The sequence below is a fragment of the Planomicrobium okeanokoites genome (assembly GCF_003428875.1).
Lineage (GTDB): Bacteria > Bacillota > Bacilli > Bacillales_A > Planococcaceae > Planococcus > Planococcus okeanokoites.
Genome location: NZ_QQRS01000004.1, coordinates 94,105 through 120,335 on the forward strand (window position 1 = coordinate 94,105; position 26,231 = coordinate 120,335).

General features: G+C 46.4%; 24 protein-coding genes and 1 pseudogene. 11 read left to right on the top strand and 14 right to left on the bottom strand.

The features are described 5' to 3' along the window. Positions 1-160 precede the first annotated feature (160 nt). The gene (locus D2910_RS10380) at positions 161-1,024 is read right to left on the bottom strand and encodes a DUF6612 family protein (protein WP_117313451.1); all 864 of its coding nucleotides are present in this window, start codon (positions 1,022-1,024) and stop codon (positions 161-163) included. Between the two features lie 196 nt (positions 1,025-1,220). Here D2910_RS10380 and D2910_RS10385 point away from each other — a divergent pair, with 196 nt between their 5' ends. Next, positions 1,221-2,939: an ABC transporter ATP-binding protein gene (locus D2910_RS10385; protein WP_101802140.1), complete on the top strand. Its 1,719-nt coding sequence runs from the start codon at positions 1,221-1,223 to the stop codon at positions 2,937-2,939. 323 nt (positions 2,940-3,262) lie between these two features. On the opposite strand, the gene hflX is transcribed toward D2910_RS10385, so the two are convergent. Together hflX and D2910_RS10395 are read right to left on the bottom strand one after the other, a co-directional pair. Beyond that, on the bottom strand, positions 3,263-4,534 hold the full coding sequence (gene hflX, locus D2910_RS10390) for a GTPase HflX (protein WP_117313452.1): 1,272 nt from the start codon (positions 4,532-4,534) through the stop codon (positions 3,263-3,265). 88 nt (positions 4,535-4,622) lie between these two features. Next, positions 4,623-5,327, bottom strand: a complete 705-nt coding sequence (locus tag D2910_RS10395; RefSeq protein WP_117313453.1) for a VOC family protein — start codon at positions 5,325-5,327, stop codon at positions 4,623-4,625. Between the two features lie 187 nt (positions 5,328-5,514). On the opposite strand from D2910_RS10395, the gene D2910_RS10400 reads away from it, so the two are divergent. Next, entirely contained in the window at positions 5,515-7,065 is a 1,551-nt protein-coding gene (locus tag D2910_RS10400; RefSeq protein ID WP_101802143.1) for a BCCT family transporter, read from the top strand. Positions 7,066-7,400: 335 nt separating this feature from the next. On the opposite strand, the pseudogene putP reads toward D2910_RS10400, so the two are convergent. Further along, positions 7,401-8,921: pseudogene (gene putP / locus D2910_RS10405) on the bottom strand (sodium/proline symporter PutP). 109 nt (positions 8,922-9,030) lie between these two features. Here putP and D2910_RS10410 point away from each other — a divergent pair. Then, entirely contained in the window at positions 9,031-9,396 is a 366-nt protein-coding gene (locus D2910_RS10410; RefSeq protein ID WP_084243110.1) for a DUF2188 domain-containing protein, read from the top strand. 38 nt (positions 9,397-9,434) lie between these two features. On the opposite strand, the gene D2910_RS10415 is transcribed toward D2910_RS10410, so the two are convergent. The 3 genes from D2910_RS10415 to desA form a co-directional block, all read right to left on the bottom strand. Continuing rightward, positions 9,435-10,034, bottom strand: a complete 600-nt coding sequence (locus D2910_RS10415; RefSeq protein WP_084243111.1) for a response regulator transcription factor — start codon at positions 10,032-10,034, stop codon at positions 9,435-9,437. Next, positions 10,031-11,167, bottom strand: a complete 1,137-nt coding sequence (locus D2910_RS10420) for a sensor histidine kinase (protein WP_101802145.1) — start codon at positions 11,165-11,167, stop codon at positions 10,031-10,033. Before D2910_RS10420 ends, D2910_RS10415 begins: the two co-directional genes overlap by 4 nt. A 90-nt stretch (positions 11,168-11,257) precedes the next feature. Next, positions 11,258-12,280, bottom strand: a complete 1,023-nt coding sequence (gene desA / locus D2910_RS10425) for a Delta(5) desaturase DesA (protein ID WP_084243113.1) — start codon at positions 12,278-12,280, stop codon at positions 11,258-11,260. 265 nt (positions 12,281-12,545) lie between these two features. On the opposite strand from desA, the gene D2910_RS10430 reads away from it, so the two are divergent. Beyond that, on the top strand, positions 12,546-12,776 hold the full coding sequence (locus D2910_RS10430; RefSeq protein WP_084243114.1) for a hypothetical protein: 231 nt from the start codon (positions 12,546-12,548) through the stop codon (positions 12,774-12,776). 39 nt (positions 12,777-12,815) lie between these two features. Here the strand turns inward: D2910_RS10430 and cydC are convergent, their stop codons facing one another. The 6 genes from cydC to D2910_RS10455 form a co-directional block, all read right to left on the bottom strand. Continuing rightward, complete coding sequence (gene cydC, locus D2910_RS10435) at positions 12,816-14,522, bottom strand: thiol reductant ABC exporter subunit CydC (protein WP_101802146.1); 1,707 nt, start codon at positions 14,520-14,522, stop codon at positions 12,816-12,818. Then, a complete protein-coding gene (gene cydD, locus D2910_RS10440) occupies positions 14,519-16,264 on the bottom strand; it encodes a thiol reductant ABC exporter subunit CydD (RefSeq protein ID WP_338088690.1) in 1,746 nt (581 codons plus the stop codon). Before cydD ends, cydC begins: the two co-directional genes overlap by 4 nt. Before the next feature lie 178 nt (positions 16,265-16,442). Next, positions 16,443-16,619 (bottom strand): hypothetical protein, encoded by a 177-nt coding sequence (locus D2910_RS16915; RefSeq protein WP_165850171.1) that lies wholly within the window; start codon positions 16,617-16,619, stop codon positions 16,443-16,445. Positions 16,620-16,728: 109 nt separating this feature from the next. Beyond that, positions 16,729-17,454, bottom strand: coding sequence for a hypothetical protein (locus tag D2910_RS10445; protein ID WP_084243116.1), 726 nt, complete (start codon positions 17,452-17,454; stop codon positions 16,729-16,731). Between the two features lie 125 nt (positions 17,455-17,579). Then, positions 17,580-18,197: an NAD(P)H:quinone oxidoreductase gene (gene wrbA, locus D2910_RS10450; protein WP_117313636.1), complete on the bottom strand. Its 618-nt coding sequence runs from the start codon at positions 18,195-18,197 to the stop codon at positions 17,580-17,582. 210 nt (positions 18,198-18,407) lie between these two features. After that, positions 18,408-20,051, bottom strand: coding sequence for an AMP-binding protein (locus D2910_RS10455; protein ID WP_205854609.1), 1,644 nt, complete (start codon positions 20,049-20,051; stop codon positions 18,408-18,410). Positions 20,052-20,237: 186 nt separating this feature from the next. Here D2910_RS10455 and D2910_RS10460 point away from each other — a divergent pair, with 186 nt between their 5' ends. Together D2910_RS10460 and D2910_RS10465 are read left to right on the top strand one after the other, a co-directional pair. After that, positions 20,238-21,395 carry a class I SAM-dependent methyltransferase gene (locus D2910_RS10460; RefSeq protein ID WP_117313455.1) on the top strand — a complete coding sequence of 386 codons (1,158 nt, stop codon included), beginning with the start codon at positions 20,238-20,240 and terminating at the stop codon, positions 21,393-21,395. Next, positions 21,392-21,649, top strand: a complete 258-nt coding sequence (locus tag D2910_RS10465) for a hypothetical protein (protein WP_117313456.1) — start codon at positions 21,392-21,394, stop codon at positions 21,647-21,649. The genes D2910_RS10460 and D2910_RS10465 overlap by 4 nt, the downstream gene beginning before the upstream one ends. Before the next feature lie 43 nt (positions 21,650-21,692). Here D2910_RS10465 and D2910_RS10470 read toward each other — a convergent pair whose 3' ends face one another. Then, a complete protein-coding gene (locus D2910_RS10470; protein ID WP_101802149.1) occupies positions 21,693-22,115 on the bottom strand; it encodes a hypothetical protein in 423 nt (140 codons plus the stop codon). 142 nt (positions 22,116-22,257) lie between these two features. Here D2910_RS10470 and D2910_RS10475 point away from each other — a divergent pair, with 142 nt between their 5' ends. Genes D2910_RS10475 through D2910_RS10495 form a run of 5 tightly spaced genes read left to right on the top strand, consistent with a single transcriptional unit; the run spans position 22,258 to position 25,926 of the window. After that, positions 22,258-23,022: a hypothetical protein gene (locus D2910_RS10475; RefSeq protein ID WP_117313457.1), complete on the top strand. Its 765-nt coding sequence runs from the start codon at positions 22,258-22,260 to the stop codon at positions 23,020-23,022. Position 23,023: 1 nt separating this feature from the next. Further along, entirely contained in the window at positions 23,024-23,383 is a 360-nt protein-coding gene (locus tag D2910_RS10480; protein ID WP_084243122.1) for a GntR family transcriptional regulator, read from the top strand. Further along, on the top strand, positions 23,380-24,084 hold the full coding sequence (locus tag D2910_RS10485; RefSeq protein ID WP_084243123.1) for an ABC transporter ATP-binding protein: 705 nt from the start codon (positions 23,380-23,382) through the stop codon (positions 24,082-24,084). The genes D2910_RS10480 and D2910_RS10485 overlap by 4 nt, the downstream gene beginning before the upstream one ends. Beyond that, positions 24,081-25,004, top strand: coding sequence for an ABC transporter ATP-binding protein (locus tag D2910_RS10490; protein WP_117313458.1), 924 nt, complete (start codon positions 24,081-24,083; stop codon positions 25,002-25,004). Before D2910_RS10485 ends, D2910_RS10490 begins: the two co-directional genes overlap by 4 nt. After that, positions 24,973-25,926 (top strand): ABC transporter permease, encoded by a 954-nt coding sequence (locus D2910_RS10495; RefSeq protein WP_240633601.1) that lies wholly within the window; start codon positions 24,973-24,975, stop codon positions 25,924-25,926. Before D2910_RS10490 ends, D2910_RS10495 begins: the two co-directional genes overlap by 32 nt. The last annotated feature ends 305 nt before the right edge of the window (positions 25,927-26,231 follow it).

A 26,231-nucleotide genomic window follows, 5' to 3' on the forward strand; every position in this document is an offset into this window, starting at 1 on the left:
TAGTATAGCAGTTGGAAATTCACTGTCAACGAATAATTGAGAATAATTTTCATTTAGAAGAGAAAAAAGACATTTGTCGTTCTTTTGCCACAATTGGACAGGGGTAAAAAAAACACGTTCCACCTTTTAAGGTGAAACGTGCGGCTAGTTAGAGCGGTTTTTAGTAGCTATTCATTTCTTCGGCATTCTCAATTACTTCTGCAGGTACAATAATCTCATCAATTCCATTGAAATTACTGTATTCCGCTTGCATATCGCTTTGGATATTGACGGACTCGCCTTCCATTTCCATGTCAAAATCCATCGTCATATTAATCGTATTTGGCTGGTAAGTTTCTTTATCAATGAAAATCTCGTAATAGATTTTATTGATATTCATGCCATCCATGATTTCCTGCGCTTCGACGTCAAGTTCGCCAAGCATCTGGCCCATCTCTTCAGTAATGAGCTTTTCGTATTCTTCTCCCGCAGCGTCCAGCGTCAAAACGAATTCATCTCCGGTCTGTTCGAATGTGAAATCATCCTGAAAGGCTTCCAGCTGTTCCAATTGACCCGCCAGGTCGCCTGATTGCTGCTCCATCATCATCAATGCCTCCAGATCTTCCATCTCATCCGCCGGCAATTTGACCCACATATCCATCATTGGATCGTAACTGAAGAGGCCATCAGCCGTGTAGTACATTTCTGTTTCCATGGCCGGCATATCATCCATGCCTTCCGAGACAAAAGTGGACTGGGCTTTTTGATAGAATGCCAGTGGCTCGACAGTCATATCCATGGAAACGTCCATTTTCATGTCCATATCCATTTCTGGCCCCATTACCATGGTCTGGTTGGTCACCATATCCATGTGAAAACTTTTCGCTTCTTCAGATGCTGCAGTCGTTTTGGCAAACAATTCTTCCAATGTGAGATCGCTTGTCTCATTCGGATCTGTTTCTTCAGACGGTTCCGCCGATTCACCGCAACCAGCCAAAGTCAGGGCAATGGCACCCGCTCCCATATAAGCTATCCATTTCTTCAAATCGCTCATCCTTTCCAATTTCTGTGTTACTGAATAATACGAAGCAAACCTCAGGAAGTTTCAATAAATAATTCTATTTCCGAAATTTCAATCGTTTATTTTCCTTATTTGGACTATACTTTTCTTTGTGAGAAAAAATTTCAGCATTCAGATTCCCGTTCTGCGGGCTGTTAAATAAACACAAGAGGTGAATTTTTTGAATTTAAAACATTTTTTCAAGTACTACAAACCGCATAAACGTCTGTTTATCGTCGATTTCACGAGTGCGGTGATTGTTGCGATTTTGGAATTGGCTTTTCCGGTAGCCGTCCAATATTTTATCGATGAATTATTGCCGAGCGGTGAATGGAGCACTATCGTTACCGTAAGTATTCTTTTGCTGGCCGTATTCCTGCTCAGTACTTTCCTGCAGTATGTCGTCAGCTTTCTCGGACACAAGCTCGGCATCAATATTGAAACCGATATGCGTGAAGAACTTTTTACTCACGTACAGCGGCAGTCTTTCCGCTTTTTCGACAATATTAAAACCGGCCATATCATGAGCCGCATCACCAATGACTTATTTGATATCGGCGAACTTGCCCATCATGGTCCCGAAGATTTCTTCATCGCCATCATGACGTTCTTTGGCGCTTTCGGCATCATGTTCTGGATCAATCCGAAATTGGCGCTTGTTACACTGATTGTAGTGCCATTCCTGATTTGGCTGATCACTTATTGCAACATCAAGATGAATTCGGCATGGAGCAATATGTACGGCAAAATCGCCGATGTCAACGGACGGGTGGAAGACAGTGTTTCCGGCGCCCGCGTCGTGCAATCCTTCACCAATGAAGAATTTGAAATCAACCGTTTCAAAAAAGACAACGGCAGTTTCCGCCTTGCCAAGCTTGTCGCTTATAAAGTGATGGCTGCGACCCATTCCAGCATCTACATGATGACACGTCTTTTGACATTGATCGTCCTGGTTTACGGCGCATGGCTGAATTATCAAGGCGAATTAAGCTATGGTGAACTCGTCAGTTTCGTGCTGTTCCTGAATGTACTGATCAAGCCGATCGATAAAATCAGCGCGCTGCTTGAACTGTATCCGAAAGGAATGGCCGGCTTCAGCCGCTTCCGCGAACTGATTGATCAGGATCCCGATATCGTCGATAAAAAAGGCGCCAAGCCGATTACAGGTTTGCAGGGCAATATCACTTTCGATAATGTCCATTTCGGCTATGACGAACATAAAAAAGTGCTCAACGGCATCGATTTGAACCTGCGCGCAGGCGAAACGATCGCTTTTGTAGGCCCATCAGGCGCCGGCAAGACGACCATCTGTTCATTGATCCCGCGCTTTTATGACATCCAGCAAGGCTCGATCGCCATTGATGGAATCGATATCCGGGATATGACCAAGCATTCCTTGCGTTCCCATATCGGCATCGTGCAGCAGGACGTTTTCCTGTTCACAGGTACAATCCGCGAGAATATCGCATACGGCAGACAAGGCGCGAGTGATGAAGAGATTCTTGCCGCGGCCCGCAAAGCCCATCTTGAAGACTTCGTCAATAAATTACCGGAGGGCTACGAAACCCAGATCGGTGAACGCGGACTGAAATTATCAGGCGGCCAGAAACAACGGCTTGCCATTGCGCGCATGTTCCTGAAAAATCCACCGATCCTGATCCTGGACGAAGCGACTTCCGCGCTGGATACGGAAACTGAACGTGTAATCCAACTGGCTCTCTCTGAGCTTGCCGAAAACCGCACCACTTTGATCATCGCCCATAGACTGGCAACGATACGCGACGCGGACCGTGTCATCGTCGTAACAGAAGACGGCATTGCGGAACAAGGCGGCTACAGCGAACTCCTTGAACACGATGGCATCTTTGCGAACCTGCACAGGATCCAGTTTCAGCAATGAAGAAAAGCGACGGCACCCGTTAAGCTCTGAAAGGCATAAGACAGAATAGCGCAGCGGTCCTGACCGCGCAGCTAGGCTGGCTTATGACCCGAAGAGCTGGGTCGCCGGAGACTGGACAATGAAGAACAGCGACAGTGCGACCGGTCCTTCCGGTCGCGCTTTTTTGCTGGTTGGGCGTATTCCCTTTGAAGTTGGGCGTATTTCGGGTAAAGTTGGGCGTATTTGGACCAGAGTTGGGCGTATTTGGACCAGAGTTGGGCGTATTTCAAAAATCAATCAAAACAAAAGCAGACTTCCGCGTGCGGAAGCCTGCTTTTTCGTTTTCATTTCCCTACAACGAACTCCTGGTAGCGGTCGTAATCCGCCCGGCTAAGTTCCACCCGCAGCGAAGTGCCTTCTTCTTCATACTCCGTTTCCCGGATGGTGGCTGTCTCGTTCAGGTAGGCGACTACATCACCGCGGTCGAATGGAATGACCATCCGGCAAGTCACGTAATCGGCGAAAATGCGCTGTTTGACCATTGCCAGCAGTTCATCAAGGCCCCTATCGTTTTTCGCCGAAATCCAGAGCCCGTCCCCGTTTGTCCGTGGATGCGGGATACCGGCAAGATCTGATTTATTATAGACATATATCGTTGGTATGTTTTCAACCCCCACTTCGTGGAGCGTCCGGTTGGTGACATCCATCATGTGGCGATGTTCCTCGTGGGAAACGTCAACGACATGGAGCAGCAAATCGGCATTGCGCGCTTCTTCAAGCGTCGAACGGAACGCGCGCACCAAGTGATGCGGCAGTTTGCTGACAAACCCTACCGTATCGGTAAGGAGGAAGCTCTTATTATCATTAAGCAAAATCTGGCGGACAGAAGTTTCCAATGTAGCGAAAAGCATGTCTTTTTCAAATACCTGCTTATCTTCCTGCTGTCCCGCTTTCTTAAGCAATTCATTCATTACAGTAGATTTCCCGGCATTCGTATAGCCGACAAGCGACACGACCGGCATGCCTTTTTTCGTGCGCTGTTTGCGCTGGGTCACACGCTGGTCTTTGATATGCTCAAGTTCCTTATGAAGTTTGGAGATCTGGTCTTCAATTTTCCGGCGGTCAAGTTCAAGTTTCGTTTCACCGGCACCGCGGTTCGCGACTCCCCCGCTGCTGCTGCCGCCTTGGCGGCCAAGCGAAGCGCGAAGTCCGATCAGCCTTGGCATCATGTATTGCAATTGAGCCAATTCCACCTGCACCTGCGCTTCACGTGTTTTCGCGCGGCGCGAGAAAATATCAAGGATCAGCATGGTGCGGTCGATGACCTTGCATTCCAGATCTTCCTCGAGATTCCGGATTTGGGAAGGAGATAATTCATCATTGAATATGATGAGATTCGCTTCAGTTTCCTCATAGAATGCTTTGAGTTCATCGACTTTCCCTTTCCCGACATAATGGGACGGGTTAATACGCTCCAGGTTTTGGGTAATATCACCGAGCACTTCGACGTTGCAGGCTTCCGCCAGATTTTTCAGTTCATCCATTTCGTAATCGAAATGAGTGTCTTTCTGAAGCTGAACACCGACAAGTACCGCTTTTTCAATCAATGTATCCATATGCACATTCTCCTTTACAGCCGCTCTGCGATGCAGATTCTGTTCTTCCCATCTTATCACATGAGTCAGGGTCTTTAAATTCAGCCCGTTAAACCAGGTAAATTCCTTTTTCGTATACTATCTGTTCTTTACCATTTTGATAATGGACTTCTTCCAGCCGTTCTTTCTGTCCCGTCCGCTTACGGAATTCTATCAGGCAATTCGCCAATTGCAGGTTGCCACCAAGAAGTTTTTTCCACTTTTTGACCGCTGCCTTTTCATCATCCACTCCAAATATACAGCGCTGCAATGTCCGGTTTTCATCTGCCGGGGCAATAGCGCCCACAGCACGCAGTCCCGCGTATCGCTCATCATCCCTTTCACTCCATTCAATGAAGAAGGGGTTCGGCAGGCGGTCCGAAAATTCCTCATCGATGAACAGCATTTTCCACTCAATAAGTTTCCCTTCCGTTGTCCGCCGGCTGCCGTCCAGAATTCCACTTGTCTGAAAGCCTTCTGCCGTTAAGCGCTCTTCCAGGTCTTCAATGGATTCAACGCGGAAACACACGGTGCCAAAACCAGCTCCATTATGAAGCAATAATTTCGTCAACGGATGGGAGGCGGATTCAGCAATTCGCCGGTTCTCCAGTGACAGCCATTCAATATAACTGTCTTTGCCATACCTTAAGGCGTTCCGGGTTCCCCAGTTGTCATGGCGTCCGCCAATTACTGCATGCTGATTTTTTCGTTGCCAAAATTCGACTGCCTGTTCCGGTGTTTCTTCTATAAAATGTATGACGTGATCAAATTTCATCGTTTCCACTCCCTTTACGCTGTTACTATAAGCTTTCGCCATGTTCAGTTAAAAACCTTCCGGCTGATTCCTGTCCATCGATTTGGGCGATATACCACCTTTCTTGCCATATGGGTGGTTTTCAAGCGTTATTTTCGATAGGCTGGGGTATATAGAAAATATCTTTTCATTAACTCAGGAGGTCGACATGGACAAAAAATTATGGACAAATCCCGTTTTTCTGGTTTCAACAGCCGTGATTCTGTTGCTGGTGGTGCTCGGCGCACTCGCCAACGAACAATTCCAATCAGTATCCGACACGCTTTTCAACTTTACCACCAATAACTTCGGATGGTTCTACCTGCTTGCTGTATTCATCATTACCCTCTTCCTCATCTTTATATCCATCAGCAAATACGGCAATATCCGCCTTGGGGCAGATACGGATCGCCCCGAATTTCCCTTTTTCACCTGGATTGGCATGCTGTTTTCAGCCGGTTTCGGTGCAGGCCTTGTGTTTTGGGGCGTCGCTGAACCGATGAGCCATTTCTTCACCACCCCTTTTGGCAATGAAGCGCAAACGCCGGAAGCGGCCCGCATCGCAATGGGCTATTCCTTCTTCCACTGGGGCGTCAGCCAGTGGTCCGTGTTCGCCATTGTCGGACTCGTCATCGGCTTTCTGCAGTTCCGGAAGAAAAAATCCGGATTGGTTTCGACCGCCCTTGAGCCGGTGACCGGTTCAAAACCACTGATCAAGCAATCCATCGATTCCCTGGCCGTCATCGCAACCGTCATGGGGATTGCCACATCTCTGGGACTCGGTGTCCTGCAGATGAACGGCGGGTTGAACGCCGTCTTCGGCATCGAGAATTCATTCACCATCCAATTGATCATCATCGGCGTCATGTTTGCCGCCTATACGCTATCGTCATCGACCGGACTGCATAAAGGCATCGCCTATCTCAGCAATTTGAATCTTGGCCTGGCCCTCGTGCTGATGGTATTCGTCTTTTTCGCCGGCCCTACTGTGTTCATCATGGAAACCTTCACTCTTGCTTTGGGTGATTACATCACCAACTTCGTGCAGTACAGCCTGCGCATGGAACCATACGCGGACGGTGAATGGGTCCGCGGCTGGACCATCTTCTACTGGGCCTGGGCCATCGCCTGGTCGCCGTTTGTCGGCGCCTTCGTTGCCCGCGTTTCACGCGGGCGCACAATCCGCGAGTTTGTGCTCGGCGTGCTGGTCATTCCGCCAGCCATCGCATGTGTGTGGATCGCCGTCTTCGGCGGCACCGCTTTGTATTATGATTTGAACAACGGCACAGGAATCGCGGAAGCGGTCAATAACAACCTGACTTCGGCGCTATTCCAGACCTTCAGTGTCTTGCCACTGACTACGATTATGTCAATTCTCGCGATTCTTTTGATCTTTACATTCCTGGTAACGTCTGCTGACTCCGCCACTTACATCCTGGCGAGCATGACGAGCCACGGAAGCCTGAATCCGCCAACTGCTTTCAAAATGATCTGGGGCGTATTGATGGCTGCCATTGCAGCAGTCCTTCTTTACTCAGGCGGACTCGAAGCGCTGCAAACCGCTTCCCTGATTTCGGCCCTGCCGTTCACCGTGCTGCTCCTGCTCATGGTATGGTCGTTCGTGAAGCTGCTACGCGATGAAACACCGCCGATCCGCAAATCGGATTTGCGCCAGTTTAAAAAGATGGAACGCGAAGCCCGCAAGGATCAGCGAAAATAAAAGAAATTAAAAAAGCTCAACCCTTTCCAAACGGAAGGGTTGAGCTTTTTTGTGGTCAGATGCGGCCCGGCTTAACGGGTGCCGTCGCTTTTCTTTGTCCAGACTCCAACGGCCAACTCCTCGGACTTAAGCTGCCCTTCCTGTGCGGCAAAAGACGCCGCTTCGGAAGTTCATCTTAAGCCTGTCGGAGCTTAACGGCCGTTTCCGCTTTTCTTTGTCCAGACTCCGGCGACCCAGCTCTTCGGGTCATAAGTCAGCCTAGCTGCGCGGTCAAGACCGCTACGATATTCTGCCTTATGCCTTTCAGAGCTTAACGGGTGCCGTCGCTTTTCTAATTACTTATCTTCATTGATCAAACGTAAAGTTTCATCGAACTCTGTTTCAATCTCAGGGTTCGGTTTGTAAGTGACAAGACTCACCAACCAGGCAACCAATAGACAAAGGATGAATCCTGGAATGATTTCATAGACACTGCCGATGAAATTAGTAGTCGCTGTTGCACCAGCATCTTCTGGAGTCGTACCTACCAAATCCCAGATGATGACAGTTGCGGCACCGACGATCATGCCAGCGAGTGCTCCCATGCTCGTGAACTTACGCCAGAATAATGACAACAGGATCAGCGGACCGAATGCGGCACCGAAACCTGCCCATGCGTAAGCAACCAGTTCTAAGATGGTTGCATTCTTTTCCCATGCAAGTACAGCAGCTAACAAAGCTACGATCAATACACCCGCACGGCCAAGATTTACTACAACTGTATCTGAAACTTTCTTTTTGAATGCGATTTTATACAAATCTTCTACCAGTGCCGAAGAACTTACAAGCAATTGCGAAGATATTGTACTCATAATTGCCGCTAGCACCGCCGCCAACATCAAACCGGCAATTAACGGGTGAAACAGGATCTGTCCAAGCGCGATGAATACCGCTTCCGGATCCGTCAGTGTAGCACCTGGATTCTGCTGGAAATACGCGATACCGACAAGCGCTGTTGAAACAGCTCCGATCAGGCTCAGAATCATCCAGCCAATACCGATGCGGCGAGCAACACGGACTTCTTTCAAAGTCTTGATCGCCATAAAACGGACGATGATGTGGGGCTGTCCAAATTAACCAAGTCCCCATGCTACAGCTGAAATGACACCGACAACTGATACACCGGTAGTGAAGTTAAGCAAAGTCGGATCTACAGCACGAATGCTGTCTGCAGTCCCTTCAAAACCGCCAGTCGAAAAAATTCCGATGGACGGGATTGCGATCAATGCCAGGAACATCATGATTCCCTGGACAAAGTCAGTATAACTGACGGCAAGAAATCCGCCGAATAATGTATAAGCTACAACTACTGCGGCTACGATGACCATCCCAAGCTGATAGCTCAGCCCGAATGAACTTTCGAAGAATACGCCTCCTGCAACCATACCTGAAGATACATAGAAAGTGAAAAATATCAAAATGATTATGCCTGAAACGATTCTTAATAATCTCGAAGAATCTCTTAACCTGTTTTCCAAAAAGCTTGGAATGGTAATGGAATCTTTTGTTACAAGCGAATAAATACGTAAACGTGGTGCTACGAAATACCAGTTCAAATAGGCTCCGACCGTTAAACCGATCGCTATCCAAACTTCCACTAGGCCTCCGACGTAAATGGCACCCGGAAGACCGAGCAACAACCATCCCGACATATCGGATGCTCCTGCACTGAGTGCGGCTACGGCAGGTCCAAGACCCCGGCCACCCAGCATGTAATCTGACAAATTGACGGTTTTACGATAAGCATACCATCCGATGAACAACATAGCGATGAGGTAAATAATTAGCGCTATGATTTGATAAGTTAAATCTGACATCTTATCTCCCCCTTCCACACCATTGTAACATCCTGAGTCTTTAATACCAGTAAATTTTTGTTTTATTTCCTATTAAAATGGGGAAATGAGAGGCAAGGAGGCGATTATTGTGCCATGGAATAAAGACGATTATCCGGATTCATTCAAAAATTTGAACGCTGACGTGCGCAACAAAGCAATTGAAATCGCTAATGCGCTCCTCAGAGATGGGTATGAGGAGGGGCGTGCAATTTCAATTGCCACAGCTCAAGCTCAAAAAAATGTGGAAGGGGAAGGGGACCATCCCATTTACGAAATCCGCTCCCACGATGATGGCTGGCAATTGAAGAAAAAGGACAGTAAAAAAGCAATATTAATTGAAGAAACCAAAGAGGAGCTCATGGATGAGGCAAAACGCTATGTCACCAAGAACCACGGTGAACTCCATATCTATACTAGTTCCGGTGAGCTTCAGGACACACTCTACGAAGATTAGAACGACTATAAAAGCCGCTGTCAATTGACAGCGGCTTTTCATTTGAACCAGCCTTTTTCCTTGAAACGCGAAATGGCTTCAATCCGGTTGCTGACTTCCAATTTATCAAGGATAGTGGAGATGTAATTCCGTACTGTCCCCGATGTGATAAACATCTCTTTCGCGATTTCGTTGGTGCTGCGGCCTTGCGCGATCAGCTCCATCACTTCTCTTTCCCTCTCTGTAAGGGGATTGTCACCCGCATAAGCAAGATCTACAAGCTCAGGAGCATAAATGCGCCGCCCTGCCATGATGCTGCGGATCGATGTGGCGAGATCTTCACTCGGACTGTCTTTCAGCAGATAGCCGCTGACTCCAGCGTTTCTGGCACGTTCAAAATAACCCGAACGCGCAAAGGTCGTCAGTATGATGACTTTGCAGGGATGCTCTTTCAGATGTTCAGCTGCATCCAACCCGCTTTTCAATGGCATCTCGATATCCATGATGCATATATCCGGATTCAGCTCTGCTACCAGGTCGATTGCTTCCTGACCGTTCGCAGCCATCCCCACCACTTCCATATCTTCTTCAAGATCAAGCAGGGAGCCTAAAGCTCCAAGCATCATTCGCTGATCTTCAGCCAATACGATTCGGATCATACCATCTCCTCCTTGGAATTATGAAGAATTACATTAGGGACACGTATATTCAAAGTCATCCCCTCAGTACCTTTGATATCCGCTGAGCCGTTGATGAATTCAAGCCGCTCCCTCATTCCGGCCAAGCCATTGCCTTGCATGAATCCACCGGTTTCCGGCAAGCCGACGCCATCATCCTGCACCTGCACCAGCACTTCCTGCGGTGTTTGCTTGATAAGGATGATACATCTTGTTGCCCCGCTGTGCTTGACAACATTATTGACCGCCTCTTTCAGGCACATGCTGAGGACGTTTTCCACCAGTAAAGGCGTGTTCTTAAGTTTCGGGCTGCCGTACATCACAAAATCGATTTCAGCGGCTTTAAGTATTTGCTGCACCCGCAGCAATTCATCTTCCAATTTCGTCCCTCGCATATCCGACACCAGTTCACGCACTTCTTTCAACGCCGTACGCGCTGTTTGCCTGACATCATTGATTTCATTCAGCGCAGCTTCCGGATCCCGGTAAATCAGCTTGCTCGCCAAGTCACTTTTCAGTCCCATCAAGGATAGTTTTTGACCGAGCGTATCGTGCAGATCCCGGGCGATGCGCTCCCTTTCTTCTATAATGACCAATTGCGAAATACGCTTGTTTGCATCTTCCAGCTGCCCTTCCAGCTTTTCACGTTTATTGCGGTTATATGTGTTGAACGGCAAAAGGATGACCCCGAGAATTGTCAGTACAATGAAAGGCAATTGGGACATGAACAATACGCTGTGGAAGGCGATGCCAAAAGCCACAGCCGTGATCGTGGTGCCAATATGAATCCCATAAATGATGAAGAAGCCTATTTTATTGCGGATATTGCCAATGAAAAACGCTACGAAGATCGCCAGATAAACATAGCCGAACAGGTAGGTCAGGACGATATTGACCGCCATCTCCATGCTCACCCAGACATAGACAAAACCGGTTCTCGAATTTACAGACAGGCGATAGGCCAAAAAGAACAGCCCTAACAGGGCGATGCCTACAAAAATTTCGATTGCCGATGACGAACGGAAAATGAAGAAGAAAGGCAAAATACAAAAAATCACCCAAGCATACAGACTGAGCCATGGGTTTTTCGGAAATAATTGATACCAGCTTTGCATAAGCTCCTCCTCGTATTGCTATTATTATCCATCATACCAAAAACTGAATCAAAGAAAAAACCATTCCGGAGAGGAATGGCTTTTCAATCTTTAGTTGGCAGCTGTCTTCTTGGAATCCTCCAGAAGATGTTTAATGTCGCCAAACGTAACAAAGGTTTTATTTTTTGCGTCATATACTTTATAACGCAGTGATTTAAGACTGGATTTAATGTTAATCGTTGTCGCCTGGTGAAGAGGCGGAGTTGAAACATGCGCTTTTTCCAAATTGTAGTTCGGTACACGCGGGCTCAAGTGATGTACATGGTGGAATCCGATGTTTCCTGTCACCCATTGCAAAACTTTTGGTAGCTGGTAATACGAACTTCCTTCCACAGCAGCTTTTACATAATCCCATTCGCTTTCATCTTCGAAATACGAATCTTCAAATGTATGCTGTACGTAGAACAGCCAGATGCCTAGTGCTCCGGCTACGAACATTGTCGTGCCTTGGACGATCAGGAATGCCTGCCAGCCGATTGCCCAAATCAGCAGTGAATAGATCACCACTAATGAGATGTTGATCAGGTAAGTATTGTTGCGTTCCTTTTTGCGAGCGTCTTTGCGGTTGAAACGGCTCGAAATCAATACAAGGAATAATGGCCCTAATCCAAACATGACCAGCGGATTACGGTACATGCGGTATTTGAAACGTTCCCATTTTGATGCTTCAACATATTCCTCGATCGTCATAACCCAGATATCGCCGACTCCCCGTTTGTCGAGGTTGCCGCTTGAAGCATGGTGAATTGTATGTTCGCGTTTCCACTTTTCAAACGCGAATAATGTCATGATGCCTGTGATTGTGCCTACAATGGCATTCGCTTTTTTGTTTTTAAAGAAAGATCCATGTGTACAATCATGGAAAATGATGAACGTTCTGATTACAAATCCTGCGGCTACGATGGATGATGCAATGCTCAGCCAGATCGACACGTCCAATGCCTGATACGCAAGGAACCAGAACAGGATGAAGGGAGGTATGGTATTGACCAATTGACGGACGCTTGCTTTCACATCTGCCTGCTCAAAAGGTTTCACGAATTTACGGAGTTGCGCTGTTTTTTCTTTACTCATGATTTTCCTCCTTATTCGGACATTTGGAGTCCGCATAACTTATTAACCTAATCATAAAGAAAGAATCAGGTATGAATAAGTCATAAACGCACGGATTTATACATGACACTTGTCATGTATGTCACTTACACGTGAGTTTTCTTTCCAAATAAGCAGGGTATTATAAGATTAATATGAATACATAAACTGGACATGACAAAACCTTTCAAACAGCAATCTTAAAAGACGATAACTCCTTTACACATTAAAGAAAGAGGTGGATTCCATGATTTATCTGGTTGCAGTCATTATGATCTTTTCCATACCGTTAGCCGCGATCATCACATCACATTTGGAAACGCAGACCAAACTGAAACATAAGATGATCGAAAGCGAAGTTGAGCTGGAAAAGCTTAAGCATGAAAACTATGTTATTGAAACGCAAAAATTGCGGTTGGAACTGGAACAGATGAGACTGGAAGACGCGAAAAAGGAGCAGGATTTTTTAGCGAAATAAAAAGGCAGAGCTGAAAAATCAGCCTTGCCTTTTTTAAATTTATGCCATTACTTGCTGTTCAATTTCCTTCAATCCGTAAAAATAGCCTTTGCTTCGCATCAATTCATCGTACGATCCCTTTTCCATCAGCTTCCCATTTTCAAGCACAATAATCTGGTCCATCTTTTCAAGTCCGGTCAAGTCGTGGCTGACAATAATAAACGTTTGCTCTGGATAGTCATTGAAAAGGCGTTCATATATAAGCTGCCCTGTTGCAGAATCGACAGAAGAAACGGGTTCATCCAACATCCATACTTCCCCTTTTTTCAATATCGCTCTTGCTATTGCCAGACGTTGTTTTTCGCCGCCTGAGAAATTCTGTCCTTTTTCCTCAACATCCATTTCAAGGGAGAACCTGCCAAGTTCCACCCTTTCCAAAGCCGCTGCCAATTGATCATCGTTTGCTTTCGAATCGGCAATCTTCAGGTTGCTGCGCAATGTACCTTGGAAAAAGTGATTTTCCTGCAGCACCACGTTCAAGCTCTGCCAGATGCTTTCCTGTGAAAATTTTTCTGAATTCGCACTATTAATCAATACCTGGCCACTTCGCGCCGGCAATATATCCATTAACACAGCCAGCAAAGTCGATTTCCCTGAGCCACTCGGTCCGACAATTGCAGTTTTACTGCCTCGCGGCAAATCAATGGAGACATCATCGAGCGCCGGCCGCTGCTCATCCGGAAATACATAAGACAAATTCCTGGAGGAGATTGAAAGTCCACCTTCCGGCAAATCTGAACTTCCCTTCACGCGTGGCATTTCATCGACTATAGAGTCCAAACGGACTGCCGCTTTGCGGCTTTCTTCGAAATGGGATGGGAAGGCCGCCATAGGTGCCATATTTTCAAAAACGCCGAGCGAAATCATCACCAGCATAGCAAGGAATAAACCATCCAATTCTCCGGCCGCTGTAAAATAAGCTCCGCTTGCCAGGATGGCCAAAGAAATTACCAATGCGATAAACCCATTCATCGATTGGCTGTAAACTTCTTCTTTGCCTTCATTTCTCTGCTCTTCATTATAGAAATCGATCAAATCGGATATTTGCTGTTCTTTGCCAGCCAATTGCCGGTGAATCTTCAAATCCCGGAAGCCGTAAAGGAACTCAGCTGCTTCCGCTGATAATGCCCCCCTGCTTTCTCTCGTCCGCCAATCACGACGACGCTTTCGCCAGGCAAAATAAGCTGGAACCGCGACCGCGGTCAATAGATAGCCGATCGCCAGCAGGATCGCTGTGTAGATTGAAAAGTACACTGTAAAAAGAATCGTTCCCATAAATACAAGCAACAGGACGACTGGCGGATAAAAAACACGCAGCAGGAAATTCTGCAGGCTCTCAACATCCCCGATAATCCGCGCCAATAAATCTCCGCTCCGGTATTTACTGTAAAGTTCCGGCGCTAATGGCGATAGCCGCTCAAAAAACGAAACCCTTAAATTTCCCAGCATAGTAAAGGTTGCTCTATGAGAGAACAGTCTTTCTGAATAACGGCTGACTGCCGAACCGAGACCGAATAACTTCAGGCAGGCGCCTATTACAATCAATACGGTCATTTGGCCGGTCAACGCCGCTTTGGAGATCAAGTAACCACTTGAAGCAAGCAATGCTACACTGGCCAATCCTGCCAGCACACCAAAAACGATGGCCAGTGAGACATCCCTTTTTTCGCGTAATGTAAGTTTCAGCACGTGCGTCAATTCACTCATCGCATTGCACCTCCTGTTTGAAGCGGCAGAAGATTTTGATATGGCGTGAAGTTTGCAGCCAGCTCCTCATGTGGACCGACAGCTGCCACTCTGCCGTTATCAAGATAAACGATCTGGTCTGAATCGCGGATTGTATGCAACCTGTGCGCCACCGTTATAACTGTCGCGTTACGTGAAAGTTCAGCAATCGATTGTTGCAGAATCCGTTCTGTCTGCAAATCCAAACCAGTCGTCGGTTCATCGAACAGGATTATGGTCGGTTTTTTCAAGAAGGCGCGGGCCAGGGCGATACGCTGTTTTTCCCCGCCCGACAAGCCGCGTCCCCCTTCGCCAACACGTGTATGGTAGCCTTCAGGCAATGACTCGACCAGTTCGTGTATCCCCGCTTTTCTCGCAGCTTCATCAATTTCTTTCGCGCTCGGATTTCCATTGACTCCAATTGCGATATTTTCTCTGATCGTACCGGCGAAAAGATAAGGGGATTGTGAAATATAACTAAGTTGTTTAAACCAGGAAGATTCATCGATTTCTTTTCTCGGTTTTCCATCAATCAGGATATCGCCATCATCAATCGGCAATAATCCCGCAATCAGGTTCATCAGAGTGGTTTTCCCTGAACCGCTTTTTCCGATAACCGCAATTTTGCTGTAAGGCTTTATGGCCAATGAAACATCGGCCAGTTCAAATTGCTGGCCATATGAAAAACTCAAATGTCCGATATCCAATTGAGGGACTTTCCCATCCGGCAATTCGATATCCCCCCACTCCACTTGTTTGCGTTCTTTCGAAAATTCTTCATTCATCATTTGTGAAGCAGAGACACTTCCGCGCGCTGTATGGAACGCGCTGCCGAAATCTTTCAGCATCGTAAAGAAATCAGGAACCAGGATCATGATGAAAAACGCACTGAAAAAAGTGAGATTATCGAATACAACCAGCCGCAAACCCACTTCCAGGGCGATGATCCCGATACTCAGCATCGAAATATATTCAAGGGTCAATGAGGACATAAATGCCGACTTCAGCACATCCATGGTTGAATCCCGGAAATTTTTGCTGCTTTCTTTTATTTTTTCTTTTTGTTTTTCTCCTTGACCGAATAGGCGCAAAGTCGTCAGCCCTTGCAGGATATCAAGAAAAGTTCCGGAAAATCTGTTGAGCTGCACCATCTTTTCATCCGCTTTTTCTTTTGTCCGCTTACCGACAATTGCCATGAAGACCGGGATAAATGGAGCTGTCACCAAAATAATCAAACCGGTCGTCCAGTTTTGTGAAAAAATAGCGGCCAACAGCATGATTGGAATAATATAACTTTGAATCAACTGGGGAATATATTTACTGAAAAAGCCATCCGTCTCATCCACCGCATCCATCAATAAGCTCACTTTTTGGCCGGAATGGCTTTCAGTTGAAGATAGTAATGGATCTTCTTTGAACGATTGGATCAACCTTAAACGAAGCTGCTTTTTAATCGAAGCTGCCATATCGACACCCGTCCGACCGATCAGATAGCCTGTACCGGAACGGATGATAATGGCAAGTAATAATCCGATCAGAAACGGAGTGATTTCTTCAAAAGAACTATTTTTTATAAAGACGCCATCTACAACAAGAACGAAAAATACAGCCTGACCAATCATTGCGGCTCCTCTAAGGGCAGACATCACAATCAGCAGGCTTATTGCACTTTTTTGTTCGAAAGCAAGTTGTTTCAAGTCTTTCATGCCGCTCTTCCTCTCCATTCGTATACCCCTATTATAAAGCATAGCCGGTTATATTCCGTTCCATGCGCCTGTCTTGCAGCTATAAATCCCCGATTTTGTTACAGCCTTGTTAACAAACTTCCTGTGTTTTATTTCCCGGGAAATAGTATCATTTATCGCAAAGAAAAAACCCACAACAATGTATGTTTGCGGGTCTTCAGAATATATTGTCTTGTCTATCCAATTCATTGCCGGAATTTGAAATCACTTTTTGAAGCAGGGCTATATCCTCTCTGATTTGCTGGCGCATGGAGAGGTCAGTGCATTTCCGATATTCGTGCTGCAGCTTATCCAGTTCGTAAACGAAAACGACTTTTTCCTCTTCTTTAACCATAATGGCCACCTCATAGTATAGTAGTTTTAAAGGCTTATACTATAGTACCTATTTATTTGAGTTGAATTATACCCTACCTAGTGATAAATTGCTATCTATTTGCTATTTTTTAAATTAATAGAAGTACTACAGAGTATGATAGCATTCCGATTCCAAAAGAGACGAAACTGCTTTCACGCTCTTCAGGCAGCTCTTCTTTCATTACGTTAAGAATGACGCCGCCTGCCAACAGCGCTACAAGAAAGGAAACCACGACATCCGACACTTCTGTAAAAATACCTGTCAGCCAGCCGACGACGATTGCTGCAGTCAACAGCCATCTGCCGTATTTGTCATAATCCGCTTCATGTGAGCTTCGCAAAGCTTTGTCGTTCGTTATAAAATGGAGACCCATCGCCACGAAATAAAAGAAAGTGCCCCAGCTGTTTTCAAAATGGTCATGAACCAATAAATATCCAATCAGTGAATTATATAACGTGAAAGAACCGATATGGATCCAGAAAACCCCGGAGCCTCCCTTCACTTCGCCGCCTTCACTTTTTTTCGATTTTTTGACCATCACTTCCAGCCCGTAAAAGATTGCGAGTCCGATCATTGCAACAATATAGATATGGCTCTCAATGAAAGCCCAGGCGCTGCCTTCCAGTTCACCTTCCAGCTCACTTTGGAAATGGCCAAGCTCCGGAAGAAGATGCAGAAACACATAAGCTACTGAAATGCCGCCGGCAACGGACAAAAAACGGCTGCGTGGAACAACTTTAAGAAACTTCATATATTTTGAAAATAAATGAATAAGTACAAAACCGATAATATAAATAAGAGTAGTCCAAAACATCTGAATCGCTCCATTCGTATCTTGACAAGAGGTTATTCCCGTCTAGCCGATGGGATGAAATAGATTAAAAGAAGAAAAACAGGTGAGGATTTTTAAACTCACCTGCTTGCTATACAAAGCTGCCCTTACTGCTGGCCGCGTCCGTTCTGAATCCATTGTGCCACTTCGACAGTGTGCTTCGCCTGGTAATGGACAGCATCCTGTACATCTTCGACCATATTGCCGTCCTGATCGACTGAAACACTTGTGCCGTATGGGTTTCCTCCAGCTTTAAAGAGAACGGGATCTGCATAACCCGGTGCCGCCACTATTGCGCCCCAATGGAACATTGAGGTGTACAGTCCAAGAATCGTAGCTTCCTGCCCGCCATGCGGATTTTGCGCGGAAGTCATCGCACTGACAACTTTATTCGCTAATTTCCCTTGTGCCCATAAGCCGCCGGTCGTATCAAGGAATTGCTGGACCTGGGACGATACGTGGCCGAAACGAGTCGGTACACTGAATATAATGGCGTCTGCCCATTCCAGCAGATCGACTTCTGCTGTAGGTACATCCGTTGTTGCATTTAAATGTTCACGCCAGGCAGGGTTAGAGTCGATTGCTGCATCCGGTGCATTTTCTCTCACTTTCGCTACCTTCACTTCTGCTCCTGTTTCCTTAGCCGCTTCTTCAGCCCATCTGGCCAATTGATAATTGGTCCCTGTCGAGCTGTAATAAATGATTGCCAGTTTCACATTTGCCATTTTGAACATCTCTCCTTTATATAAGTTTTCCCGTGGCAGTTGCAGTCCAATTAAATATCCTGCATTCAAGATATTTGTTACTCTATCAGTTTCCCCTGTATTGACTTCAATTAAACAAATTTTCACTGTTTTCATCACAGAAAAAGGCGCCGCAAAAAAAATGCGGCGCCCTTTTTCCTTCGATTCCCAATATGGCTCAAAGTGGATTCCTTATACCCCGCTCCTCTGTGTAAGTTCCACTGACAGTTCGCGCAGTTTGAATTTCTGGATTTTACCGGATGCCGTCATCGGATATTCTTTGGTGAATTCAAAATAACGCGGAATCTTATGGCGCGAAATCTTTCCTGTGCAATAATCCCGAAGCTCTTCCGCGTCCAGACTTTCGCCTTCTTTTAAAATGATCCATGCCATCAATTCTTCCCCGTATTTCGGATCCGGCACGCCGACTACTTGGACATCCTGGATAGCGTAATGGCTGTAGAGGAATTCCTCGATTTCACGCGGATAAATATTTTCTCCTCCGCGGATGACCATATCCTTGATCCGGCCGGTGATGGCAATATATCCGTCTTCATCCTCCACCGCAATGTCGCCCGTGTGCAGCCAGCCTTCCGGATCGATCGCATTTCTGGTCGCTTCTTCATTTTGATAATAGCCCTTCATTATATGGTAGCCTCGTGTGCACAATTCACCCGGCACACCAGCAGGCACCGTTTCACCTGTAGCAGGATCGATGATTTTCACTTCGACTTCAGCATGCGGTTTGCCGACAGTGGAGACCCGTTTCTCGATATCATCGTCTGCCCGTGTTTGTGTGATGACCGGTGAAGATTCCGTCTGGCCATAGGCAATGGTGATTTCTGATGCCCCCATATCACTGATCACTTTCTTCATCACTTCGATCGGACACGGTGAACCGGCCATGATGCCAGTACGGAGAGTCGACGTGTCGAACGATGCGAAATCCGGATGGTTCAGCTCAGCGATGAACATGGTCGGTACACCGTGCAGCCCTGTGCATTTTTCATCTTGCACCATTTGCAGCACACGTTTCGGTTCAAACTGTTCAGCAATGACCATCGTCGTCGAATGCGTGACGGCCGCCATCGTTCCGAGAACGCAGCCGAAACAATGGAAGAAAGGCACCGGGATACACAAACGGTCATGCTCGGTCAGGTTCATCGTATCACCGACCAGTTTACCGTTGTTGACGACATTCAGATGTGTCAGCATGACTCCTTTGGGGAATCCTGTCGTACCGGAAGTATATTGGATATTGATGACATCATCCGGATCCATCGATTGGAATCGCTCTTCCAATTGTTCGTCTGAGACCCTGTCTGCGAAAGCTTCGAATTCACTCCACGTAAAAATACCGGGATATTGATTTTCGCTCATGACGATGACCCGCTTGAATTTCGGCAGCACCGCGCTGTCAATTTCGCCTTTCCGGGATTCTTTCAGTTCCGGACAAACAGTATTAATAATATCGATATAATTATTCCCTTTGAATTCTTCCCCTAAAATCAATGTCGTCGAATCGGATTGCTTCAATAGGTATTCCAGTTCGCTCGACTGGTAGCTCGTATTGACGGTCACCAGCACACCGCCCATTTTGCCTGTAGCAAATTGGCTCAACAGCCATTCACGCTTATTATCCGACCAAATGGCGACATGTTCCCCTTTTTCAATGCCGATGCCCATAAAAGCTTTGGCCAGCCTGTCCGTTTCTTCATCAAATTCCTTGTACGTTTTACGGATGTTATGCTCCGGATAAACATAAGCCTCGGTATCGGGATGAAGAGTCGCCCGCTCACGCACCACTTCTCCTACGGTCTGTTTTAAAATCGCCATTTCCATACCCCCATGTTGTAAACGTTTTCAAATTCCTTATTATTTTATCATAAAATTCTAAATTATTTTAACCCTTTAGTATATAAACTCTGATCCTGTTCATCTATTTCCCGCCAAACAGTTGCTGTCTCATTTACTAAATTCCATGATAAACTTGTAGTATCATGAAACAGGAAAGGAACTGCAATGGAATTACAACAAATGCATCAAAACCTGGCTGAACGAATCGGCCGGCAGGAACTTGTTTCTGCGACCATCAGCCAGCCGCGGCAGAAATCGAACGATTTGAAACGCGTTAAAATAAAGCCTGTAGAAATTAAAAATGATTATCATATACAATTCGAATACCAGCATGAATATGTATTGAAACACAAAAACATGACGACGGAAGAAGCGACAGGAGAACTGGAGAATTTATTCACGGAGTTTCGCCAAGGGCTTTTCCAGTTCACTGAAGAAAAAGTGCAGCTCCAGCTTTCCAAGAAATTCAAAGTGAGCTGGAAAACCGAAGCAACCGAAAAAACAACAGCACAGCTATCGCATAACCGCAAAAAGCAATATCTGCTTGAAGACGGCATCCCATACCCATTTCTTGTTCGCCTCGGTGTTCAGAATCCCGATGGCAGCGTCAAAAAGCAGAAATACGATAAGTTCCGCCAGATCAACCGGTTCATCGAATTCATCGACGACGCACTGATCCATCTTCCAAAAGACCGGACTGTACGCATCCTTGACTTTGGTTCCGGTAAATCATATCTGACATTCGCACTCTATCATTATCTGCGGGTGGAAAAAGGGCTTGACCTGCGGGTGACCGGCCTCGACCTGAAAAAAGAAGTGATCGAAGAATGCCGGGGGATTGCGGAAGATCTGAACTATGAGCAATTGGAGTTTCTTGTGGGAGACATCAATGATTACAACGAGGAGTCCGCAGTCGATATGGTGGTTACATTGCATGCTTGCGACACTGCAACAGATATGGCGCTGTCCCGGGCGGTTAAGTGGAACGCGAAAGTCATTTTGAGCGTCCCTTGCTGCCAAAGCGAACTGAATCACCAGATTGACGCGCCGGAACTCGGCATCATGCTGCAGCATGGTTTGATCAAAGAACGCTTCAGCGCCTTGGCGACCGATTCCATTCGCGCTGAACTGCTGTCGCTCGTCGGTTATGAAACGCAATTGATGGAGTTTATCGACATGGAGCATACGCCGAAGAATATCCTGATCCGCGCCTATAAAACCGGACGGAAACCCGCAGACGGCCAGTTGGAACGCTATCGCCAGTTTACCGGCATGCTATCGGCAAACCCTTATCTTGAAAACGAATTGAAGGAGCTGCTATGAAAAGAATCCACATTGTCAACGGCATCATTTTAGCGTTTTCCGTCATACTGGTACGCTATATCGATGTGCACGTCTATGATATGCACATCATACTCAACTTGCTCGTTTTGGTCGGACTGATTGTCGGCGGGATGAAAATCGCTGAGCGCTTTCCGGCACTCGATTACGATGTCAGCAGAAAAACCGGCATGATCATCAACACGATTGTCGTACTGACGATTTTCCTGGCGTTTTTCGTTTTAGAATTAGGATGAAAAGAAGCATCCCTCCGTTTTTCGGAAGGATGCTTCTTTTCTGTTAAGGCGAATTTTCATTCGGCTTTTTATCTGCCTGTTCCTGAATGACTTCCATTACATATTCTTCCACAGGCTTCAAAGTGAACTCCAAGCCGCTCGTCTTCAAATTATTTTCAAGGTAATCCAATTGATGGTCTTCAACGGACTCAGACTGAAGATTCAAGGCGTTGTTGACGTATAGCATCCCTTCATTGGTTGCCATCGGGCTGTCCACCCCATCTTCTTTTTTGCGGGCTTCCGCTTTTTCGATGCCGAATACCAGCCCTTCACCTTCCAGTTCCTTCATCGCTTTTTGATAACGTTCTTCACCTATCGCGCCGGACAGCCGCTTATCAAGATTTTTTACGTCATCCAGTGTAGCGCCTTTGAAATATTGCGCGTAATAAGCGATTAAGATCTGCTCTTTATCCTGCAATTCCTTCATTGCAATTCCTCCCACATGAAAGCTGTTTACACCTCCTTTCCCCCTTTGTCGGTTCATTAGACATTTATTTGGAAATTCTATTGCAATCAGCATTGTCTCGGTGTACTATTTAATTAATACAGTAAGACAAGGAGAGGTAATTATGAATCAATTGCGCGGCTTATTCATGAAAGACTGGACCATCATTAAAGGTTATCTATTGATAGCATTGCTATTGGATGTCCTTATACCATTCGGTTCAGCGATGCTGTTTCAAGTGGAGTTTTTTGAAGGTTTGCTGGTTTTTTCGGGTACAGTGATGGCATTGCATGCACTGCTGCCGATTGTCCTGCTTTCCATTCTTTTCACGAAAGATATGGACCGCCCTGATATCTTCTTTCATTCCAGTGCGTCGATACACACAATCAATGCCAGCAAATTTGCCGCGGTTCTTTTGGCTACAGCCATTTCGCTGGTCTGGATCAGCTTACTGACATTCGTATTCCTGCTTTTTGCACCTGATTTGGAGGAAATGAAGAGTTTTATCCCTTCCGGCGCCGCTTTTGCAGCAGGAATCTTATTTTTCTCATTATTGATTACAATTATCTATTATTTCTATCTAACAATGTTCTATACCATGAAACCAAAAATTGGCGGTTTTGCCTATATTGTCACGTTTGGCCTGTTTATCTTCGGCCTTGAAATGTGGGATCGCTTCATGGCGACGGATCTGTATGCCGCTGCCACAGACTTTTGGGTAATCCAGCTGAACGAGTCTGAGCTTCTGACGAATATCGGACGGGGCATGATGATATCTTTCGAAAATCAGCTTACGCTGCACGTCGGCCAATTACTGGTCAGCACTTTATTATTGATCCTGCTATACCTGATAGCGGCTTACTGGTTCGAGAAGAAAGTGAGGGCTTGAGATGGGGCTCGATTTTGAAAAAGACAAACCGATCTACCAGCAGCTGATCGACCGTCTGTCAGGCGATATCATCCGTCGCGTAAGAAAACCCGGCGATAAACTCCCTTCTGTGCGGGAATATGCAATCGACGTCGGCGTCAACGCCAATACCGTGCAACGCGTATACAAGGAGATGGAATCGATGGAACTTATAGAAACCAGGCGCGGCCAAGGGTCATTCATAACTGAAAATGAAGAGCGCCTGCAGCTGCTGCGCGACAGTAAAAAAGAGGATTTGGTCAAATCGTTCATAGCCAATGTGGAAGCCTACGGTTTTTCGAAAGATGAAATCGTGGAACTCGTCAGGAGGGAAATAAAATGATTGAACTGAACAATGTAAAAAAAGCGTACGGATCCACCAAAGCCCTGAACGGCATCAATCTGCGCCTTGAACCAGGAAAGATCATCGGCATTGCCGGTGAAAACGGCAGCGGTAAGTCGAGTCTGCTGAAAGCAATCGCAGGTGTCAGCAAAATCAGCAGCGGCTCTGTTTTAATTGACGGAAAGCCGGTCTCCCGAAAGGATGCGGCACGAATCGCCTATCTCCCTGACGCCGATATGTTCTATTCTTATTTTACCGTCGGGCAATTGTTCTCCTATTATAAGAGCCAGTTCGCCGATTTCAATGAAACGAAGGCGAAGGAAGTATTGGATTTTTTGGAAGTTCCGCTTTCTTCGAAAATGAAGAACCTGTCCAAAGGAATGCGCGGACGGGCAAAAATGGCTGCAACTTTAGGACGTGAAAGCCGTTATTATTTAATGGACGAACCTTTCTCCGGACTTGACCCGATGGTGCGAAGCGATTTGATCAAAGGACTGATCCGATTTACAGACCTCGAGCGCCAGACCCTAATCTTGTCGACGCATGAAATACGCGAAGTCGAAACTTTGCTCGATGAATTGGTTTTATTGAAAAACGGCAAGGTTCTGGCACACAGGCATTTGGATGAAATCCGCGGAGAAACGGGAATGGATACAGTGGAATGGATGACAAAAGAGACGAAAGCAGGTGCGGCTGGATGAATGAACAAGCATTGGTGCAGATAAAAAATCTGTCAAAGACAATCGGCAGCAAGAGGATCATCAAGAACTTGAATCTCGATTTGTACAAAGGCCAGATCACGGGATTTCTGGGCCCGAACGGAGCAGGTAAAACGACGACGATCCGGATGATGGTCGGACTGATGAAACCGTCTGAAGGCGACGTGCTTATCGACGGAAAATCAGTGAAGCACAATTTTGAAGAGAGCATCGAAAAAGTCGGCGTGATCGTCGAAAACCCGGAAATGTATAAATATATGTCCGGTTATAAGAACCTGCTCCATTTTTCAAGAATGCATAAAGGCATTTCAAAAAAACGGATTGATGAAGTGGTCCACCAGGTCGGCATGAAAAACCGCATCAATGAAAAAGTCGGTTCGTATTCACTCGGCATGCGGCAGCGCCTCGGTTTGGCACAAGCCCTCCTGCATGACCCGAAATTCCTGATTCTCGATGAACCCACCAACGGACTCGATCCGGCCGGCATCCGGGAATTCCGTTTATATCTGCAGAAAATTGCACGTGAGAACGGCGTGGCTGTTTTTGTTTCCAGCCATTTATTGTCGGAAATCGAATTACTGTGCGACCGGATCGCCATTATCCAAAATGGTGAGTTGATCGACATCAAAAACGTAAAAGAGCTTCAGCAGTCCCGCTTCCTCTTTAAAGTTGAACCTTTGGCTGAAGCGGAAGAAATACTGACCGGCATCGGTTTTCCGGTTTCCCAATTCGAAGGTGGATTATTGGTCGAAACAGAGGCGGAACATGTTCCCGGGGCAGTGAAAATCCTCGTGAATGCGAACATTTCAATATTTGCGGTCCAGCCTTTCAAGGCGACTTTGGAAGATCAATTCCTTGAAATGACAGGAGGTGGAGACATTGCTCAAGCTCACTCAAAATGAATGGATGAAATTATGGAGCCGTAAATCCTCCTGGATCATGATCATCCTATTGGCCCTCATCCTGCTGGCATCTGCCGCCATCACCAAATGGGTCGATAACTCGATGGATATGAACAACACAGAAAGCTGGCAGGAAGTAGAAACCAATGAAATGATATACAACCAAAGCATGCTGGAAGACAACAGCCTGAGCGAGGCGCAGCGCGAGTTTTACGAAGGTGAAGTGGCCATTTCCGAGCACCGCCTCGAGAACGATCTGCCTCCGTATGAATACGACAGCATGCAGCAGGGCGTCATCGACTCGCATATCATGATGTCAGTTGTCACTTTGTTCACTGTCATCATCGCCGGCGGCATTGTCGCTGCGGAATTTTCGCAAGGCACCATCAAGATGCTCTTGACGCGCCCGGTAAAACGCTGGAAGATTCTGACCTCAAAATATATCGCCACGATGCTTTATGCGATTCTGCTGGCGATAGTTTTATTTATCGTCACCGCCATCGCCGGATTGATCTTTTATGGCATCAGCGACGGGACATTCCTGACGTGGAACGGTTCTGAAGTTGTTGAAGGGTCGTTCTGGCTGGAAGGACTGAAATTGCTTGCACTCAGTTTTGCGAGCGTCTGGATCATCGGCACATTCGCCTTTATGCTGGGCACTGTATTCCGCTCCAGCTCGCTTGCTATCGGCTTGTCGATCTTCCTGATGTTCACGGGAATCCAGGCAGTATTCCTGCTGGCAAATTACGAAATCGTCAAATACTACCTCTTCACCCATACTGACCTGACGCAATATTATACTGGCTTCATGCCGGTTGAAGATATTACGATGACGATGTCGGTGATTGTGCTGATTGTGTATTTCATCATTTTCATGGCGATCAGCTACCTGACGTTCAGCAAACGGGATGTTACAGCTTAATATAGAAAAGCGGCAGCGAAGAGATGGCCCAGATTTTTGGGTCCATCTCTTTGCGACGAAGCAGCGCAGCGATGCAGGAGCAGCCTTTGGCTGGCTTATGACCCGAAGAGCTGGGCCGCTGGAGTCTGGACACAGAAATACCCTTTCCCAACAATGTTAAACTGAAACAAACTAAACCGCGCAGGCAACGATTGCCTGCGCGGTTTTTTCGGTTATTTTGGCGAGTTGGGCATATATGAGGTAAAGTTGGGCATATTCTGATGAAAGTTGGGCATATTTCACCCTAACTTGGGCATAAATAAAAA

Excerpts from the sequence above, each read along its gene's own strand:
- D2910_RS10430 (WP_084243114.1), top strand. The coding sequence starts at position 12,546 with ATGATTTATCTGGTTGCAGTCATTATGATCTTTTCCATACCGTTAGCC.
- D2910_RS10490 (WP_117313458.1), top strand. The coding sequence starts at position 24,081 with ATGAATGAACAAGCATTGGTGCAGATAAAAAATCTGTCAAAGACAATC.
- D2910_RS10460 (WP_117313455.1), top strand. The coding sequence starts at position 20,238 with ATGGAATTACAACAAATGCATCAAAACCTGGCTGAACGAATCGGCCGG.
- D2910_RS10395 (WP_117313453.1), bottom strand. The coding sequence starts at position 5,327 with ATGAAATTTGATCACGTCATACATTTTATAGAAGAAACACCGGAACAG.
- D2910_RS10480 (WP_084243122.1), top strand. The coding sequence starts at position 23,024 with ATGGGGCTCGATTTTGAAAAAGACAAACCGATCTACCAGCAGCTGATC.
- D2910_RS10485 (WP_084243123.1), top strand. The coding sequence starts at position 23,380 with ATGATTGAACTGAACAATGTAAAAAAAGCGTACGGATCCACCAAAGCC.
- D2910_RS16915 (WP_165850171.1), bottom strand. The coding sequence starts at position 16,619 with ATGGTTAAAGAAGAGGAAAAAGTCGTTTTCGTTTACGAACTGGATAAG.
- D2910_RS10465 (WP_117313456.1), top strand. The coding sequence starts at position 21,392 with ATGAAAAGAATCCACATTGTCAACGGCATCATTTTAGCGTTTTCCGTC.
- cydD (WP_338088690.1), bottom strand. The coding sequence starts at position 16,264 with ATGGAGAGGAAGAGCGGCATGAAAGACTTGAAACAACTTGCTTTCGAA.
- D2910_RS10475 (WP_117313457.1), top strand. The coding sequence starts at position 22,258 with ATGAATCAATTGCGCGGCTTATTCATGAAAGACTGGACCATCATTAAA.
- D2910_RS10445 (WP_084243116.1), bottom strand. The coding sequence starts at position 17,454 with ATGTTTTGGACTACTCTTATTTATATTATCGGTTTTGTACTTATTCAT.
- D2910_RS10420 (WP_101802145.1), bottom strand. The coding sequence starts at position 11,167 with ATGCAAAGCTGGTATCAATTATTTCCGAAAAACCCATGGCTCAGTCTG.
- hflX (WP_117313452.1), bottom strand. The coding sequence starts at position 4,534 with ATGGATACATTGATTGAAAAAGCGGTACTTGTCGGTGTTCAGCTTCAG.
- D2910_RS10455 (WP_205854609.1), bottom strand. The coding sequence starts at position 20,051 with ATGGCGATTTTAAAACAGACCGTAGGAGAAGTGGTGCGTGAGCGGGCG.
- wrbA (WP_117313636.1), bottom strand. The coding sequence starts at position 18,197 with ATGGCAAATGTGAAACTGGCAATCATTTATTACAGCTCGACAGGGACC.
- D2910_RS10400 (WP_101802143.1), top strand. The coding sequence starts at position 5,515 with ATGGACAAAAAATTATGGACAAATCCCGTTTTTCTGGTTTCAACAGCC.
- D2910_RS10470 (WP_101802149.1), bottom strand. The coding sequence starts at position 22,115 with ATGAAGGAATTGCAGGATAAAGAGCAGATCTTAATCGCTTATTACGCG.
- D2910_RS10415 (WP_084243111.1), bottom strand. The coding sequence starts at position 10,034 with ATGATCCGAATCGTATTGGCTGAAGATCAGCGAATGATGCTTGGAGCT.
- desA (WP_084243113.1), bottom strand. The coding sequence starts at position 12,280 with ATGAGTAAAGAAAAAACAGCGCAACTCCGTAAATTCGTGAAACCTTTT.
- cydC (WP_101802146.1), bottom strand. The coding sequence starts at position 14,522 with ATGAGTGAATTGACGCACGTGCTGAAACTTACATTACGCGAAAAAAGG.